The organism is Rhizobium sp. SYY.PMSO (assembly GCF_046840415.1).
Classification (GTDB): domain Bacteria; phylum Pseudomonadota; class Alphaproteobacteria; order Rhizobiales; family Rhizobiaceae; genus Rhizobium.
Genome location: NZ_CP177350.1, coordinates 641,228 through 656,677, shown reverse-complemented (window position 1 = coordinate 656,677; position 15,450 = coordinate 641,228). Strand labels below are relative to the sequence as shown.

At 62.0% G+C, this 15,450-nt stretch carries 16 protein-coding genes; 12 read left to right on the top strand and 4 right to left on the bottom strand.

Features of this window, described 5'->3' with window-relative positions; all coding sequences use genetic code 11:
• Positions 1 to 5: 5 nt before the first annotated feature.
• Positions 6 to 1,172, bottom strand: coding sequence for an acyltransferase family protein (locus ACJJVH_RS21450; RefSeq protein ID WP_412066080.1), 1,167 nt, complete (start codon positions 1,170 to 1,172; stop codon positions 6 to 8).
• A gap of 200 nt (positions 1,173 to 1,372) precedes the next feature.
• A complete protein-coding gene (gene phnF / locus ACJJVH_RS21445) occupies positions 1,373 to 2,131 on the bottom strand; it encodes a phosphonate metabolism transcriptional regulator PhnF (protein ID WP_112799422.1) in 759 nt (252 codons plus the stop codon).
• A 221-nt stretch (positions 2,132 to 2,352) separates the two neighbouring features.
• On the opposite strand from phnF, the gene ACJJVH_RS21440 reads away from it, so the two are divergent.
• The 11 genes from ACJJVH_RS21440 (at position 2,353) to ACJJVH_RS21390 (ending at position 12,020) form a co-directional block, all read left to right on the top strand.
• Positions 2,353 to 3,600: an extracellular solute-binding protein gene (locus tag ACJJVH_RS21440; RefSeq protein WP_113370110.1), complete on the top strand. Its 1,248-nt coding sequence runs from the start codon at positions 2,353 to 2,355 to the stop codon at positions 3,598 to 3,600.
• Between the two features lie 10 nt (positions 3,601 to 3,610).
• Positions 3,611 to 4,495, top strand: coding sequence for a carbohydrate ABC transporter permease (locus ACJJVH_RS21435; protein ID WP_113434132.1), 885 nt, complete (start codon positions 3,611 to 3,613; stop codon positions 4,493 to 4,495).
• Positions 4,492 to 5,331: a carbohydrate ABC transporter permease gene (locus ACJJVH_RS21430; protein WP_412066079.1), complete on the top strand. Its 840-nt coding sequence runs from the start codon at positions 4,492 to 4,494 to the stop codon at positions 5,329 to 5,331. Before ACJJVH_RS21435 ends, ACJJVH_RS21430 begins: the two co-directional genes overlap by 4 nt.
• Positions 5,332 to 5,338: 7 nt before the next feature.
• Complete coding sequence (locus ACJJVH_RS21425) at positions 5,339 to 6,139, top strand: PfkB family carbohydrate kinase (RefSeq protein WP_113405762.1); 801 nt, start codon at positions 5,339 to 5,341, stop codon at positions 6,137 to 6,139.
• Between the two features lie 139 nt (positions 6,140 to 6,278).
• Complete coding sequence (locus ACJJVH_RS21420; RefSeq protein WP_412066078.1) at positions 6,279 to 6,740, top strand: phosphonate C-P lyase system protein PhnG; 462 nt, start codon at positions 6,279 to 6,281, stop codon at positions 6,738 to 6,740.
• A gap of 2 nt (positions 6,741 to 6,742) precedes the next feature.
• Entirely contained in the window at positions 6,743 to 7,288 is a 546-nt protein-coding gene (gene phnH / locus ACJJVH_RS21415; RefSeq protein WP_412066077.1) for a phosphonate C-P lyase system protein PhnH, read from the top strand.
• Positions 7,288 to 8,382 carry a carbon-phosphorus lyase complex subunit PhnI gene (locus ACJJVH_RS21410; protein WP_412066076.1) on the top strand — a complete coding sequence of 365 codons (1,095 nt, stop codon included), beginning with the start codon at positions 7,288 to 7,290 and terminating at the stop codon, positions 8,380 to 8,382. The genes phnH and ACJJVH_RS21410 overlap by 1 nt, the downstream gene beginning before the upstream one ends.
• Complete coding sequence (locus ACJJVH_RS21405; RefSeq protein ID WP_113384333.1) at positions 8,379 to 9,290, top strand: alpha-D-ribose 1-methylphosphonate 5-phosphate C-P-lyase PhnJ; 912 nt, start codon at positions 8,379 to 8,381, stop codon at positions 9,288 to 9,290. The genes ACJJVH_RS21410 and ACJJVH_RS21405 overlap by 4 nt, the downstream gene beginning before the upstream one ends.
• Positions 9,290 to 10,117 (top strand): ATP-binding cassette domain-containing protein, encoded by an 828-nt coding sequence (locus ACJJVH_RS21400; RefSeq protein ID WP_113384332.1) that lies wholly within the window; start codon positions 9,290 to 9,292, stop codon positions 10,115 to 10,117. Before ACJJVH_RS21405 ends, ACJJVH_RS21400 begins: the two co-directional genes overlap by 1 nt.
• Before the next feature lie 15 nt (positions 10,118 to 10,132).
• Entirely contained in the window at positions 10,133 to 10,879 is a 747-nt protein-coding gene (locus ACJJVH_RS21395) for an ATP-binding cassette domain-containing protein (RefSeq protein ID WP_112799406.1), read from the top strand.
• The gene (locus ACJJVH_RS21390; protein ID WP_113384331.1) at positions 10,866 to 12,020 is read left to right on the top strand and encodes an alpha-D-ribose 1-methylphosphonate 5-triphosphate diphosphatase; all 1,155 of its coding nucleotides are present in this window, start codon (positions 10,866 to 10,868) and stop codon (positions 12,018 to 12,020) included. The genes ACJJVH_RS21395 and ACJJVH_RS21390 overlap by 14 nt, the downstream gene beginning before the upstream one ends.
• A gap of 284 nt (positions 12,021 to 12,304) precedes the next feature.
• Here ACJJVH_RS21390 and ACJJVH_RS21385 read toward each other — a convergent pair whose 3' ends face one another.
• Positions 12,305 to 13,114, bottom strand: a complete 810-nt coding sequence (locus tag ACJJVH_RS21385) for an SDR family oxidoreductase (protein ID WP_113357037.1) — start codon at positions 13,112 to 13,114, stop codon at positions 12,305 to 12,307.
• A 7-nt stretch (positions 13,115 to 13,121) separates the two neighbouring features.
• Positions 13,122 to 14,315, bottom strand: coding sequence for a phytanoyl-CoA dioxygenase family protein (locus ACJJVH_RS21380; protein WP_113357038.1), 1,194 nt, complete (start codon positions 14,313 to 14,315; stop codon positions 13,122 to 13,124).
• Positions 14,316 to 14,423: 108 nt separating this feature from the next.
• Between ACJJVH_RS21380 and ACJJVH_RS21375 the strand changes: the two genes are divergently transcribed.
• Positions 14,424 to 15,443 carry a LacI family DNA-binding transcriptional regulator gene (locus tag ACJJVH_RS21375; RefSeq protein WP_412066075.1) on the top strand — a complete coding sequence of 340 codons (1,020 nt, stop codon included), beginning with the start codon at positions 14,424 to 14,426 and terminating at the stop codon, positions 15,441 to 15,443.
• Positions 15,444 to 15,450 lie beyond the last annotated feature (7 nt).

Here is a 15,450-nt window from a genome sequence, read left to right as displayed (position 1 = left end):
GAGAATCATGCACTCTCTGTGTCAACGGCCGGACGAGGGCCGGCTGGCACACGCTTGCGCCGTACAGAACCGAGCACGATCTTCTGGACGCGGCTCGTCAGCGGCTTTTCGACGCCCCTGAACAGCGCCAGGGCAAATATGGCGGCGCCAAGCGTCGCGCATACAACGAACATGCCAAGAGGAAGACTGCCGCCGATCGTTTTCGCCCAGACGGCACGCATCGGCCGCAAGACGAAGGGATGGGAGAGATAGAGGCTATAAGAGGCGTCCCCCAAGGCCACGGCCCAAAGGACGATCCTCTTTTGGGGCAGGACGGGACCGATTGCAGCTGCCAGAACGAATAGTGCCGCGGGCATGCCGCTTCGCAGGAATTGCGGCAAGGCCGCATCGTTCCACGGCGTGGAAATGCGCACGAATCCCAGCAGGCCGATAGCCGTCAGCCCAAGCGCCGTCGCGCCGCCCATCCTGACGCCGCTGCGAAAGATCAAGGCGACATGAACGCCGAACAGAAACTCCAGAATGATCGGGTTCGTCCAGAAGGCGATCTGGACCCGGCCGGAATCGACGAGATTTCCGAGCAGCGCCATCCCGATCATGAGCACCGACAGCCAGATGATACCCGCCCTTATCGGCAACAGGAGCGCGGCTGCGAAGAACACGTAGAACAGCATTTCGTAGTTCAGCGTCCAGCCCAGCGCCAGCACCGGCCTGATCTCGTCCACACCGCGCCCGGACGGAATGAAGAAGTAGGACGCCAGAACATGCGAAAAGGAGCCGATGGGAACCGCAAGCAGTGACGGAGCCACGAGCGCACCCAGCAACATGACGCTCGTCAGCAGCCAATAAAGCGGGATCACACGCGCGCACCGCCGCAGGAAGAAGCGCAGCGGAGCGCCGCCCTTGCCGAATTCCGACGCCGCCGTATGGGTCATGATGAAGCCGGAAAGAACGAAGAATATGTCGACGCCGAAGCCGAGATTCCATGCGGAGCCATCGACCGCCGCGCGGCCCGTTACGCTGGCCAGTGCCTCGTTCTCGTGCAAGGCATGGGCGACGACGACGGACAATGCCGCAAGCGCGCGCAGCACCTGAAGGTTCAGGAGCAGGCGCGATGAATTGCCGGCATCCGTGCCCGCATTCCGGCCCTCGACCATGTCCCTGTAAAACCGCACCAGAAATCCCAGCAGAATTTTTCTTGGATCTCCATCTGGTATATCGAACGGTATAACAACTCGTCGCCGCGCGCATAAATCGCTCGCGCTGCTTTAAATCATAGTTAGTCTTGAGTTAAGCTTGCCGATGCCAAACGCTCGCCAGGATGCCGGCGCGTCATTCCGTCTCCGCAGGGAGCGCAACGCACCGGACCAATCCGTCAGCCCGCGTCGCCGCGCGCAAGCACATCCAGAAGCTGGCTGGTATTGTCGATCGAGAACTGAACGCGCTCGCCCGGCCACACCGACTCGGAATAGGAGATCGGGGTGCCTTTGAGATCGACGTCCACCTTTTTCAGCGCCACCACCGGCTGGGACATGGACTGGCTAAGCTGCTTCGCTTCCTCGCTCGTCGGCAGGCGGACGACGATGTCGGTGCGCAGGCGGATATAGTCGGGTATGCCGTATTCGGCCAGAATGACGGTCACGCTTCGCCCACTGCGCCGCGCCTCGTCGAAGCCCGGAAAACGACGCACGGGATAATAGGCGTGCGAATAGTTGATCGGCTCCTCGTCGGCGAAACCGCGCCTGACGATATGATAGACGGGTTCGCCATGCGGAAGCCGCAACGCTTCCGCGATCGCCTCGGACGCCGGAACCACCTCTTCATGGATGGCCTGTCCGAGCGGCTCCCTGCCCTGATCGAGAAGATTCTGGGAAAAGCGCGTGCGCTCAGACAAACGGTAGTCGAGACGGCTGTCCCGGACAAAGGTTCCGCGCCCCTGCTCGACCAGCACGAGACCGCGGCTCTCAAGGCGGGAGATGGCACGCCGGATGGTGTGGCGCCCGACGCCGAAACGCTCCATCAGATCGGTTTCCGTCGGAAGCTGTGCCTTGGGCGAGAGACGGCCGGTCAGAATATCCTCGGCAATATCGCTCTCGACCTGCTGCCATTGCCCGTGCGGCGACTTTTTCTCCATGCCTGCCTTCCGAATTCACCATGTCATTCGAATGTCATATATCGGCTACAGCATCGCTTTTCAATCTCCGAACAAGGATCGAGATCCAACAAACAGCAATAAAAGTCAATTTCATCCGCGTGTTCTGAAATTTGTCCGCCTTCCTCTTCACATGGATGTCACTTGTCGTCGTTAGATAAATATCCGGATGTTTTATTATTCATTCGGATAATGAGGATGAGATGGTAGGGTTTAATCGTCGTCAATTTATCGCGGGCACGACCGCAGTCATCGGCACATCGATCGCCATGGCCGGCAAGGCCCGGTCCGCCGATGCGGCCATCGAGATTTCAAGCACCTGGGGCGCCGACAAGCCGTTCCAGAAGGTTGTGGATGCCTTCAACGCCAGGCAGCTCGGCGTGACGGTGACAAACCGTTTCGACGGCGATTATGAAGCCGTGACCGCCAAGGCAGTCGCCAGCATCGCCGCAGGCCGCCCGCCGGCCATGATGGTCACCGGCTGGAAGTTCGGCTATTTCGCCAAGCGCACGCTCGGCGCCCGCGACCTGCGCGAGATCAATTCCGCAAAGGCCGAAGCAATCCTTGCCAACTTCCGCCCGTCCGTATTGCCGCTGGTCACCATCGATGGCGCGGTCATCGGTCTTCCCTGGGCCATGTCGACGCCGATCACCTATATCAACAGCGAGATCTGGAAAGCGGCCGGCCTCGATCCCAACCTGCCCGAAACGCCGGACACCAAATGGCTTTATGAGAGCGCACGCAAGCTCGATACCGCCTTGAAGGGCAAACACCCAACCTACCGCTCGCCAATCTCGCTCTCCAACAACGAATGGACGAGCCAATCCTTCATCCAGAATGCCGGCGGCTTCATCATCGATCCCGATGGCAAGCTGGCGCTCAACAGCCCCGAAGCCATCGCCGGCATGAGCGAATATTGCGCCCCCGCGCATGAGGGCCTGTGGCTGCCGGTCAGCGACAAGGAACAGACGGCGGCCTTCCAGTCCGGCGCGCTCGCGATCTGCACGACCAGCTCGACGGCCGCCGTTACCTTCCCGTTCGGTGCGGCCAAAGCCGTCACGACCAAGTTCCCGGGCATGCCGGGGCATGCGCGCAAGATGAACAGCGGCGGCAACTTCCTCGCCGTCTACACCCGCAACAAGGAACAGGCGGAAGCTTCGCTTGCCTTCTTAGAATTCTGCGCCTCGAAAGAAGGCCAGGCGCTCTGGTCGGAAACCGGCTATCTCAATACGTCGGTGCACGACATTCCGCTGATCAACGAATTCATGAAGCCGGCCGCCGCACAGCTTTCCGACGGCCTGACCGCCGAGACGATCTGGCCGGGCAAGCGTGGCCTCGAAGGCCAGACCGTATGGCGCAAGTGGGTTTCGCGCATGCTGCTCAAGGAAACGACCGTTGCCGATGGCATCAAGGGCGCGCACGACGAACTGGCAGGACTGATCCAGGCATAGGCTCCGCATCATGCCATTCCGTTTCAGATCACTGGCCCCATACCTGTTCGTGGGGCCGGCCGTTCTTTCCGTTGCGATATTCCTCTACGGCCCGCTGATCGCATCGATGCTGCTGTCGGTGGTCGACTGGAACCTGCTGTCGGCAGACATTCGCTTCGCCGGCGTCGACAACTACGCATCCATTTTCGACAATCCCGATTTCCGCATGGCCGCGTGGAACACGCTGCTTTACTGCGCCGTGCTCATCCCGGCCGAGATCGTCATCCCGTTGATCTTTGCCGTCATGCTGCATTCGGTGCGCAAAAATCCTCTACAGGGGCTTTATCGCGGCAGCCTGTTCCTGCCGACGATCGTGGCCTATTCGGTCGCGGGCGTTGCCTGGTCGTGGCTGTTCAACCCCGTCAACGGTCTGTTCAACGAAATCCTCGGCCATTTCGGTTTTCCGCCGTCGCGCTGGCACACGGACCCCAACCTTGCGCTCCTCTGCGTCAGCCTCGTGACCTTCTGGAAGACTTTCGGCCTCAACATGCTCCTATGGCTGGCAGCGCTGGCAAACCTGCCGCATCAACTGCGCGAGGCATCGCAACTCGACGGCGCCAGCGCGGCGCGGCATTTCTTCAACGTCAGCCTGCCGTTGATGACGCCGACCGCCTTCTTCATCAGCGTCACGACCTTCTTCCATATCCTGGACGATATCGTCGGCATCATCGACGTGCTCACCCATGGCGGGCCCGCGGGCAGAAGCTCGAGCCTGCTGTATTTCCTGTGGCAACAGGGCCTGCTGTTCTTTCAGTTCGGGCCGGCCAGCGCCGTCGCCGTCATCATCATCGTTCTCGTGCTTGCCATTACATGGCTGCAGTTCCGTGTCAGCGAAAAGCGGGTTCACTACAGATGAGCGATATTGGCCATAGGCTTCACAGGTTGCTGCTTCATGTCGTGCTTCTGGCAATCTGCATCGTCACCGTGTTTCCGCTGGTCTGGATGGTGTCGGCCGCCTTCACCCCCAATGACATGATCATGGCGAAGGCCCTGCGCTTCTGGCCGGAAAACCCGACGCTGTCGAATTTCACCGCCGCCGCAAGCCGCCATCCTATCTGGATGTGGCTATGGAACTCCATGCTCACCTCCACCCTCATCACGGTCGGAAAGCTCGTTCTTTCCGTACCCGCGGGTTTTGCCTTCGGGCGGCTGGAGTTTAAAGGGAAACAGGCACTGTTCTGGTTCGTCATCGCCACCATGTCCTTTCCGAACGTGCTGGCGATCATCCCGACCTATATCGCCGTGGTGAAGCTGCAGGCCTTCAACACCTACGGCGCGATGATCATCCCGTCGATCCCCTATATCGGCTTCTATGTCTTCTACATGCGGCAGGCGTTCCGGTCACTGCCGGCCTCGATATTCGAAGCGGCCCGCATCGATGGAAGCGGCCTCTGGCGGCAATTCATCGAGATCGGCGTTCCGAACGTCATTCCGGCGATATCGGCGCTTTCTGTCATTTCCTTCATGGGTGCCTGGAATATCTATCTGTGGGGCCAGCTCGTGCTCGATGACGCGTTCAAGAAAACGCTGACGACCGGCATCGCCTCCTTTGCCGATCTCGAAGGCGCCGATCGCGCCTGGGGGCCGCTCATGGCCACGAGTTTACTGTCGATCGTGCCCGTTCTTCTGATATTCCTGCTGGCGCAGCGTTTCATCGTAGATGCGCTCGCACCCGGCATTGACGACAGATAGGCAAAGCATGCCCCGTGTAATTGTAATCGGATCGGTCAATCACGACCGCATATGGCAACTGGACGCACCGCTGGTTTCGGGCGGACGGATACAATTTTCGTCCCGCACGACCCGGCTCGGCGGCGGCGCCTTTTATACCGGGCGGCAGCTGCTGGAATTGGGAGCCGATGTCGCCATCGTCTCGCGGCTGATGCAGGACGAGCAGGGAGAGGCAGCGCTTCAATCGCTCAGAGCATCCGGTTTCGACACCGGCTACATAACGATGACGCCGGGAGAGACGGCGCCTCTGGAAATACTCCTCGAGCCGAGCGGGGAGCGGACGATCATGGCGCCAGCGGGACGCTCCAGACCGCTTGTGGCCGCCGGAAAGCTGTCGGGCGCCGGCGTCTATATCAACGCGCTCGCCCTCGACAAGGACCTTGTCGAACAGATCGACGGTCAACCCCTGGTCGTCTCGCAATTTCCGCTGCGGCCGGCAACGCCGCGTCCGGCCGACTATGTCATCTCCTCCCGCGACGACGTTCCCGATGATGTCGCGCTTGCCTGGCAGCGCGCCGGTGAAATTGCCGGTTCTCGGCTGAAGATGCTCGTGCTGACCGATGGCACGCGCCCGATCACGCTGTTCGACGGCTCCGCGACCAGCGAGGTCGAACCGGCGGCCAGGGTCGACACGGCAAACACGATCGGCGCCGGCGACCGGTTCGCGGGCTCTTTTCTGTTTGCCCTGCTGGACGGGCAGCCACCCGCCGCAGCGGCGCGCGAGGCAAGCCGGATCACGGCAGAATGGCTGCGCCGGCGCGGCGACTGAAGAGCCGGCGCCGCTTCAGAAATCTCTTTAGGCAAGCCAAAACGTCGTGGACAATTCATTCGAATGATTATACTAATCATTCGAATAATTCAGGCGAATCCTCGCCGATCCCAGACGAACCCTAAGGCCTAAGGAAAAGATGATGACTGAGGAGAAGACCGGTAGTCCGGTCAGCGCATCCTACGATCATGCGCAGGCGCTGGAAATTCTCGCTGCCGCCCGTCCGGCAAACATAAAGGCATCCGCCGAAAAGGTGCTCGACACGCTCGGCGAGGTCGACGTTATCGTGAACCGTACCGGCCTCGCGATGCTGCCGCTCGTCGATACCGTTCGCAGCACCGCCTTTCATCTGGGCGAGGTCCTGGTGTCGGAAGCGCATATCCGCGTGCCGGATCGCGCCGTGGAAGGCTACGGCGCGGTGGTCGGCCGGGATCTCGAACATGCCATGGCGATGGCTGTCATCGACGCGGCGATCGCAGCCGGCCATCAGGCCGATCTCATTCTCGAACTCCTGAACGCCGAACGGCTTCACCAGCAAGAGGAAGACCGGCAGCTGCTGCAAAAGGTGGAAGCGACCCGCGTGCAGATGGAGACATTCTGACCATGGCGCACAATCTCCTGCCCACCCTGGACGACACCCGCACGAACGCCACCTTCGACGAGCTCCTATGGGCGCTGAGCCGCCCCGGCCAGTTGCGCGAGCTGCCAGCCGAAGGCTTCTGGCCAATTGCCGAAAGCCTGCTCGATCGCGAATGCAGCTTCCATGTGACGAACGATCCCTCGCTGGATCAGAGGACGATCGCAACCGGAGCAAGACGGATGCCGCTTGCCCATGCGGGTTACGTCTTTTCCTCCATCGACTCCGCCGAGAAAGTCGAAGCCTTGTCGGCATTGCAGATCGGCAGCCTCCTCTATCCGGACGATGCCGCGACCCTGTTTGCTCCCGCGCGTTTCGGCTCCGGGCAACGGCTGCGTCTTTCCGGCCCCGGCATCAAGGACAGCCTCACGATCGAAATCGGCGGCGTCGATCCCGGCTTCTGGCAGATGCGCGCAAAAGCGATCCGCTACCCGCTTGGCTGGGATCTCTATCTCGTCGACGGCAAGCGCCTGCTCGGCATTCCCCGTTCCACGAAAATCGAGGTGCTCTGATGGCTTATGTAGCAACCCGTGGCGGCGAATATGCCATCGAACAGGCGGAGCGGCTGTTCCGCGCCGATCTCGGCCCGATCACGCGCGAGCGCGTCGAGGCCGTCCGGACCGGCCTCCCCTATCTCGTCGACCGGCTGATGGGCGAGGCATCGCTCTACGAGCCGGATCTCGCAGCCCTGGCGCTCGCCCAGGCCGGCGGCGATCTCTATGAGGCGATCCTACTGCTGCGCGCCTACCGCACGACCCAGCCGCGTATTGCCGTCGCTGAGCCTGTGGAACAGCCGGATCTCTTCACCGTTCGCCGCATCTCGGCCGCCTTCAAGGATATTCCGGGTGGCCAGATACTGGGGCCGACACTGGATTACTCCCATCGTCTGCTTCAGGTTGAGGTGCTGCAGGGCGAAGACTACGTGCCGGAAGCGGTGATCCCGGCCGCCGAACCGGCGCCGGCGACCCAACCGTCGCTCACCAGCTGGCAGAAGGCGCAGGGGCTTATTCCGGACCATCCGGTCGAAACGGTCGCACCGGAGGAAATCCCCGACCTGACGCGCGAGCCGCTGCTCTTTCCGGCCGCACGCGCCCACAAGCTTCAGAGCTTGGCCCGCGCCGACACCGGTGGCACGCTGGCGCTCGGCTATGCGACGATGCGCGGCTACAGCGCCGTGCATCCGACGGTCAACGAGCTGCGCCTGGCCTACGCCCCGGTCCGCCTGCGTCATCCCTCCGGCACGATCTTCAGCGCCGGTCGCGTCCGCGTCAGCCAGACCGAAGTCATCTCCAAGGCCAGGGAACTGCAACTGGGCTTCTCGGCGACCTTCGGCTGGAACGAGGTGAAGGTGATCGCGGCGGCAACGCTCGATCTCGCCTCCAGCCAGCCCAATCCGCACCCGGCCGCCAATGAGGAATTCGTTCTCTATCACACCGAGCCGGTCGAAAGCTCCGGCTTCTGCATCCACTTCAAGCTTCCGCACTATGTCACGTTCCAGTCGACTCTCGATGCTCTGCGCCGCGTCAAGACGGACAAGGACGCCGCCGCCGCAAAGCCGGCCGAAGCCGAAAAGCTTGCCTCGCACCAGCAGGAGGTCGCGCTATGAAACTTCAGGAATTGACCAAGCCCTGGATGGCCTTCAACTACGGTTTTCTCGATGAATCCGCCAAGCGGGAAATGCGCCGCCGCATTCTGAAGGCGGTCGCCGTTCCCGGCTATCAGGTGCCCTATGCCAGCCGCGAGGTGCCGATCGCGCGCGGCTGGGGAACCGGCGGTCTGCAGGTCACGCTGACACTGCTCAAGCCTACCTCCGTCGTGAAGGTCATCGACCAGGGGTCCGACGACTCGGTCAATGCCAGCAGCATCCGCAAATTCGTGGCGCGGGTCGGCGGGGCGGTGGAAACGGAAGACACGATGGCCGCGACCATCATCCAGTCCCGCCACCGCATTCCCGAGGAAAAACTGCGCGAGGACCAGATCCTGGTGCTGCAGGTGCCGAACCCCGAGCCATTGCGACCCGTCCAGCCTGACATGTCGGTCGCACGCGAAATGCATGGCGATGCCGATTACGGGCAGCTCTGGCTCGTGCTCTACGAACAGCTCGTCAAATCGGGACGGATCATGCAGGGTTCGAGCTATCCGAGCATGGTCAACGGCCGGCATGTGATGACGCCGTCACCCATTCCGCGCTGGGACGTGCCGAAGCTCCATCAGGCCGATCACCTGACGATCCTGTCGGCCGGACGCGAGAAGCGCATCTTCGCCGTGCCGCCCTATACGCGCGTCGAACCGCTCGTCTTCGACGATGTGCCTTACCGCGTCGAGGATCATCAGGACAAGACCTGCTACCGCAGCAGCGTCACCGGCTATTTCATGAACGAACTTCCGCAGGAGGACGGCTCCTCGCAATACGAACTGTCCGACAGCCATTTCGGCGTGAAGCACATCCGCAAGGCTGAGGCCGAAACGGTCGAGATCGGCGAAACCTGGTACAAGAATGGAAGGATGGATTGATGGCCGCGCTTGACCCCACTCAATCGGCGGAGCTGACCCGCCAGCCGCCGCGGCTGATGATGGCCGAGCCGATCCTGACCATGCGCGGCATCGCGCGCAACTACGGCGACGTCACTGCCCTTGGCGGCGTCGACGTGACCGTCTATCCGGGCGAGGTGCTCGGCATCGTCGGCGAATCCGGCTCCGGCAAGTCGACGCTGCTGAGAATGATGAACCTTGAGGATACGCCGGATACCGGCACCTACAATCTCGCCCTTCCCGGTCATGAGGGCCGCAACCTTTTCACACTCGACCGCTTCGAGCGGCGGATGCTGAGGGCGCATCATATCGGCATCGTCTATCAGAACCCGCATCTCGGGCTGCTGATGAACCATACCAGCAGCGGCAATGTCGCCGAACGGCTGCTGATTGCCGGCAACCGCAATTTCGCCGAGTTGCGCGAAAGGGCACGCCAATCGCTCGACGCTTCGGAATTTCCGATCGAGCGCATGGACGCCCGGCCGAACGAGCTTTCGGGCGGCATGCAGCAGCGCGTGCAGCTTGCCAAGGCGATCGCGCTGGAGCCCGCCGTGCTGCTTCTCGACGAGCCGACGACCGGCCTCGACGTCAGCGTTCAGGCGCTGGTCCTCGATACGTTGAAGCGGCTGCAGCGTGAGCGTTCCATCACCATGGTTCTGGTCTCGCATGATCTCGGCGTCATCCGCACGATGGCGGACCGGGTTATGGTCATGCGGCGCGGCAAGGTCGTGGAGCAGGGTCTTGCCGACCAGATCTTCCAGGATCCGCAGCACGCCTACACGCAGCAGCTCGTTCACGCCAAGCTTTGAAGGAAACAAGAAGAAATGAATATTCAGGTTTCCACCCAGCGGAACGCGACCCCGGTGTTGCGCGTGCAAGGCCTTTCGAAACAATTCGAAATGCATCACCTCAGGCGCACGCTGTTCGCCTTCGAGAATATCGATTTCGAATTGAACGCAGGTGAGTTCATCCTGCTTAAGGGCGAGAACGGTGCGGGCAAATCGACGCTGCTGCGTACGCTCTACCGCTCCTACCTGCCGCGCGCCGGCCACGTTTACTATCATACCCGGGAAGGCGTTATCGATCTGGCGACAGCCGCGGACGTCGATATCGCCGTTCTGCGCCGCCGCGAAATCGGCTTCGTCACGCAGTTCCTCAATGCGCGCCCGCGCGTTGCCGCCGAAGAGATCGTCGCCGAGCCGCTAAGGCTTGCCGGCAGGTCGCATTCCGAAGCCCTGACGGAAGCCCGGCGCTGGCTCGATGCCTTCGGCGTCAAGAGGCAGCTCTGGTCGGCCTATCCCTCGACATTCTCCGGGGGCGAACAGCAGAAGGTCAATCTGGCCCGCGCCCTCATTCTGCCGCAGCGCCTTCTGCTGCTCGATGAGCCGACGGCCTCGCTGGATCATGCAGCCCGCAAGGCGCTGGTCGAGAGATTGGCGCAACTCAAGACCTCCGGCGTTGCAATGATCGGTGTCTTTCACCACCCCGAAGATGTAAGGGCATTGATCGACCGGGAACTTCATCTCGAAGCCATCAAGATCGAGGACGAGCAGGACGATGTGGCTGAGTAATTTCGAAATTGTATTGCAGGACCGCGTGATCGAACGTGGTGCCGTCAGAATTGAGGATGGGTTGATCGCCGATATCAGCGAGCGGCCCGTCGAAGGAGCGGAGATAGACGGTCACGGTCGGCTTATGCTGCCCGGTTTCGTCGACATGCATGGCGACATGATCGAAAAATGCGTGGAGCCGCGCGTCAATGTCCGCATGCCGCTCGAACTCGGTGTCTACGACCTCGACAAGATGCTTGCCGCCAACGGCGTGACGACAGCCTACGCGGCAGTCGCCTTCACGCCTGCAACCTATGGCCATGTCCGGTCCATCGAGCATACCCACGCAATGATCGAAAAGCTTGCGTCGATGCGGGACGAGCTTTTGATCGACCATCGCGTCCATGGCCGCTTCGAAGTGACGTTCCTGCCGGCCGTGAAGGAAGCAAGAACCCTGATCGATGCCGGCGCGCTTCACCTGATCTCGCTGATGGATCACACGCCGGGCCAAGGGCAATATCGCGATATAGAGCTGCACATCGCCAACACGGCGAAGGTAAAGAAGATCAGCGAGACTCAGGCGGCGGAGATGGTCAAGCAGCGCATGGCCGCCCGCTCCGAGCATGGCGACAGCATGGACATCATCAAAGGTCTGTCCGAACTCGCGCGCGAGCACGGCGTCGTGCTCGCGTCCCATGACGACGACACTGTCGAGAAAGCCGCACTTCTGCACGGCCTCGGCGCGGCCATCAGCGAGTTTCCGATCAATATCGCAACGGCGGCCGAAGCAAGGCGGCTGGGATTGGCAACGGCGATGGGCGCCCCGAACGCGCTGCGCGGCCTTTCCTATTCCGGCAATCTTTCCGCGCGGGAAGCCTACGAGGCCGGCGTGCTCGATATTCTTGCGAGCGATTACCATCCATCGGCCATTCTTCCGGCTGTCATCGCACTTGCGGAGATCGGCACCGGCGGTCTTGCCGCCTCAACGGCACTGGCAAGCGCCAATCCCGCAAAGGCGCTCGGCCTCGATGATCGCGGCCGGATCGCCGAAGGGTTGCGCGCCGATCTCCTGATCGCCGAGCGCGGCCGCGTGCCGCGCCTGCGCAGCACGATCCGCGGCGGCAAGTTGGTCTGGTCGGACGGCACGATCAAGGGCTTCTGAGCCGGGATTTAGGGGTGGCTGGCACTTTGCTGCCATACACGGCATCTGCTCGCCGGCTAAGGGTATTGCAATGACGTAGAGTCATTGCCGCATGACCCCTTCTCCCCGAGGGGAGAAGGTGCCGACAGGCGGATGAGGGGGCCCCGCCAAGTGCACAAAGGCCGGCTGTTTCAAAACGGTGCCCCCTCATCCGACCCTTCGGGCCACCTTCTCCCCGAGGGGAGAAGGAGTATGCGGCTACGGTCGTCGGCGGGCGGGTCTTTCCCTTCCGCTGACTGCCTTCCTCACATCGCTTGCTGCGGATGCGGCGTGCCCTCGTAGGCGCCCCAGATCGACTGATCCAGATTGATCGTGGCGCCGGTCATCAGGCCGGATTCCCCGGACGACAGGAAGGCAACGGCGCGTGCGACCTCGGCGGGATCGACGAGCCGGCCGAAGGGTTGCTCGGCGGCGGCTTTTGCAAGCCAATCCTCCGCTGCGCCATGATATTCGCGCTGAATACGGTCCTCGCCGTCGCTCGACATCCAGCCGATATTCAGGGCGTTGACCCTGATGCGGTTTCTGAGCAGCGCGAAGGCGGTATTCCTGGTCAGCGTGTCGAGCGCGCCTTTGGAGGAGCAATAGGCGCTGATGAAGGGCTGACCCGCCATCGACGACATCGAGGAAATGTTGACGATCGTGCCTTCGATACCATTGGCGATCATGTTCCTGATCGCGTCCTGCATCAGGAAGAACGGCGCGCGTACATTGACTGCGAACATCCGGTCGAACAGTTCCGGATCGGTATCGAGAATGGTGCCGCGGTCCGTAATGGCAGCGACGTTGACGAGCGCATCGATGCGGCCGAATTTCTCGACCGCTGTCGCGATGACCTTGCGGCAATCGTCGACCTTGCCGAGATCGGCGGTCACGAAGACGACCGGTATTCCATAGCGTTCGCCGATCTCCCTTGCCTTGGCTTCGCCCTTGGCGGTGCTGCGGCCGCAAATCGTCAGCCCCGCCGCTCCGCGTTCGGCAAAGAGACGGGCGACTTCCGCACCCAGCCCCTGCGTACCGCCGGTCACGACCGCGAATTTTCCATCCAGTCGGCTCATCGTATCCTCAAGCCTCCCTGCGTGCGGCATGGGCGGCTATCAGCTCGGCGAAATGCCTTGCATCCATCCGGGCATCGAGCGCCTCGGCCATGATCCGGGCCTGTGTTTTCGGCGCAAGCCCCCCGACCGGCGGATCGCTGTCCAGATTGGTGGGAAAGGCATAGCCCTCTGCCGTCGATGCGATCACATTTGCCGCCTCGGCACGGCTGACTGCGCCGGCTTCGAGAGCCGCAAGAAGCGCGGGATAAGCCGTCACGGACATGCGGCTGCGATTGACGCTCTCCATCGCCCGCCCGAAGGCCGATGACACCTGCAGCAGGTTGGCCATGCGGTAGATGTCCTTCGAGACATTGTTGCCGGCGCCATGCATGACGGCCGGGTTGAAGAAGACGGCATCGCCCTTCTTGAGCGGCAATTGCACATGATGCTCGGCAAAATAAGCCTGGAACTCCGGCCGGCCGAAAGCAATGTACCCTTCGAAAAAGGTCTGCGAATAGGGCAGGAACAGCGTCGGCCCGCTTTCGAGCGGCATGTCGCAATGCGCGACCGCGCCCTGCAGCGTCAGGAGCGGCGAAACCGCGTGGATATGGCCGGGATAAGCCTGCATCTGCTGCGGCGACATGAAGCCGAGATGATAATCGCGGTGCGGCTTCTGTGCGGTGCCGCCCGGATTGACCCGGTTCATCTGCGCCGTCATCTGGTAGCCGGCTCCGAGCCAGGCTTCCGACACCATGGCGACGGCCGTGGAGGCATAGTAGCGGGCAAAATTCTCCGGATCCGCCAGGCAGTGCTTTTCCAGCGCATTCCAGATGCGGTCATTGGCGCCGGGTTTGGCAAAGTGATCTCCCGCCCCTTTACCCTTTTCTTTTTCGTCGCGGACGATGGCTTCGAACACGGCGGTTGCGCGATCGACGACGGCCATATCGGGCATGGCGTTCTTGATGACGACGATGCCGGGGCCAGTGGTGAAGGCTTCCACCCACTCGGCCATCAGGACGCGGCGTTCGTCTTCATTCGCTGCAGCGCTGCGAACCCTGTCGCCATCATAGATGAGAATGTTCTTCTCGATCCCCGCCGCCAACGGCCAGTCCGCCGGATTGGCGGTCTTCTCGACCAAGCTCCTGAAAGTATCGAAACTGCCGCAATCGGCCGAAAGCCAAACCTTCTGGCTGCGCCGGCTGGCGAGCGTCTGAGCGTCCATGGTGATCTCCTCCCAAAATGACGTTGGACTTATGAGATTGATCGTAGCCCCGACCCGGCCTATGAGAAAGATGCAAAACACCTCAAAAAAACCTCAGAAAGCTGCGCCTTGAAATCGCGTTTCCCATTGAAAGACATCGCGCTTCAAGCGGGCCTCAGTCTTGCGACGGTCGACCGGGTCATGCATGAACGCGAAGGCGTCCGCACTGTGACCCGTGCGCGGGTGGCAGCGGCGATTGCCGAGCTGGAGCGGCAATATGTACAATCCGGCCTTGCCGGACGGCGCCTGGTGATCGATGTCGTCATGGACACGCCGCAGCGCTTCTCTGCCGCCGTGCGCGAAGCCTTCGAAGCGGAATTGCCCGGAATGCGGCCGGCGTCGTTTTCCGCGCGGTTTCATGTGGCCGAGACGATGAGCGAGGCGGAGCTTCTCGCCATCCTTCGCACCATACGCCGGCGCGGCAGCCATGGCGTCGTTCTCAAAGCCGCCTCGACGCCCGTCATTGCCGAGCTTGCCGCTCAGCTCATGGCCGCAAAGATCCCTGTCGTCACGCTCGTCACCGATCTGCCGGAAAATTCCCGCATCGGCTATGTCGGCATGGACAATCGCGTCGCGGGGGCGACATCAGCCTATCTGCTCGGCCGCATGGCCGGAGAACGGACGGGCAAGGTGCTGGTGACGCTATCGAGCAGCCTCTTTGCCGGCGAGGATGAGCGCGAACGGGGATTTCGCGACGTTCTGGCGGAGCGCTTCCCTCATCTTTCGGCCGTGCGCGTTTCGGAAGGCTTCGGTGTCGACCGCACGACGGAACGCCTTGTCCGCGACGCGCTGGCGCGCGAGCCTGACATCCGCGCCGTCTATTCGGCCGGCGGCGGCAATCGCGCCATCCTGAAAGCATTCGCCGAGGCCCGGCGCGAATGTACGGTGTTTGCCGCCCACGATCTCGACCAGGACAATGTCAGGCTGCTGGCCACTGGCGAGATTACATTCGTCATCCATCACGATCTTCGCCATGACGCCCGCAGCGCCTGCCAACTCATGCTCGCCTATCACCGGATGCTGCCGGCCGACTTCCAGGTGGCGCCATCGCGGGTTGCGATCGCGACTCCGTTCGAGCCGGCCGGCTAAGTCAGCT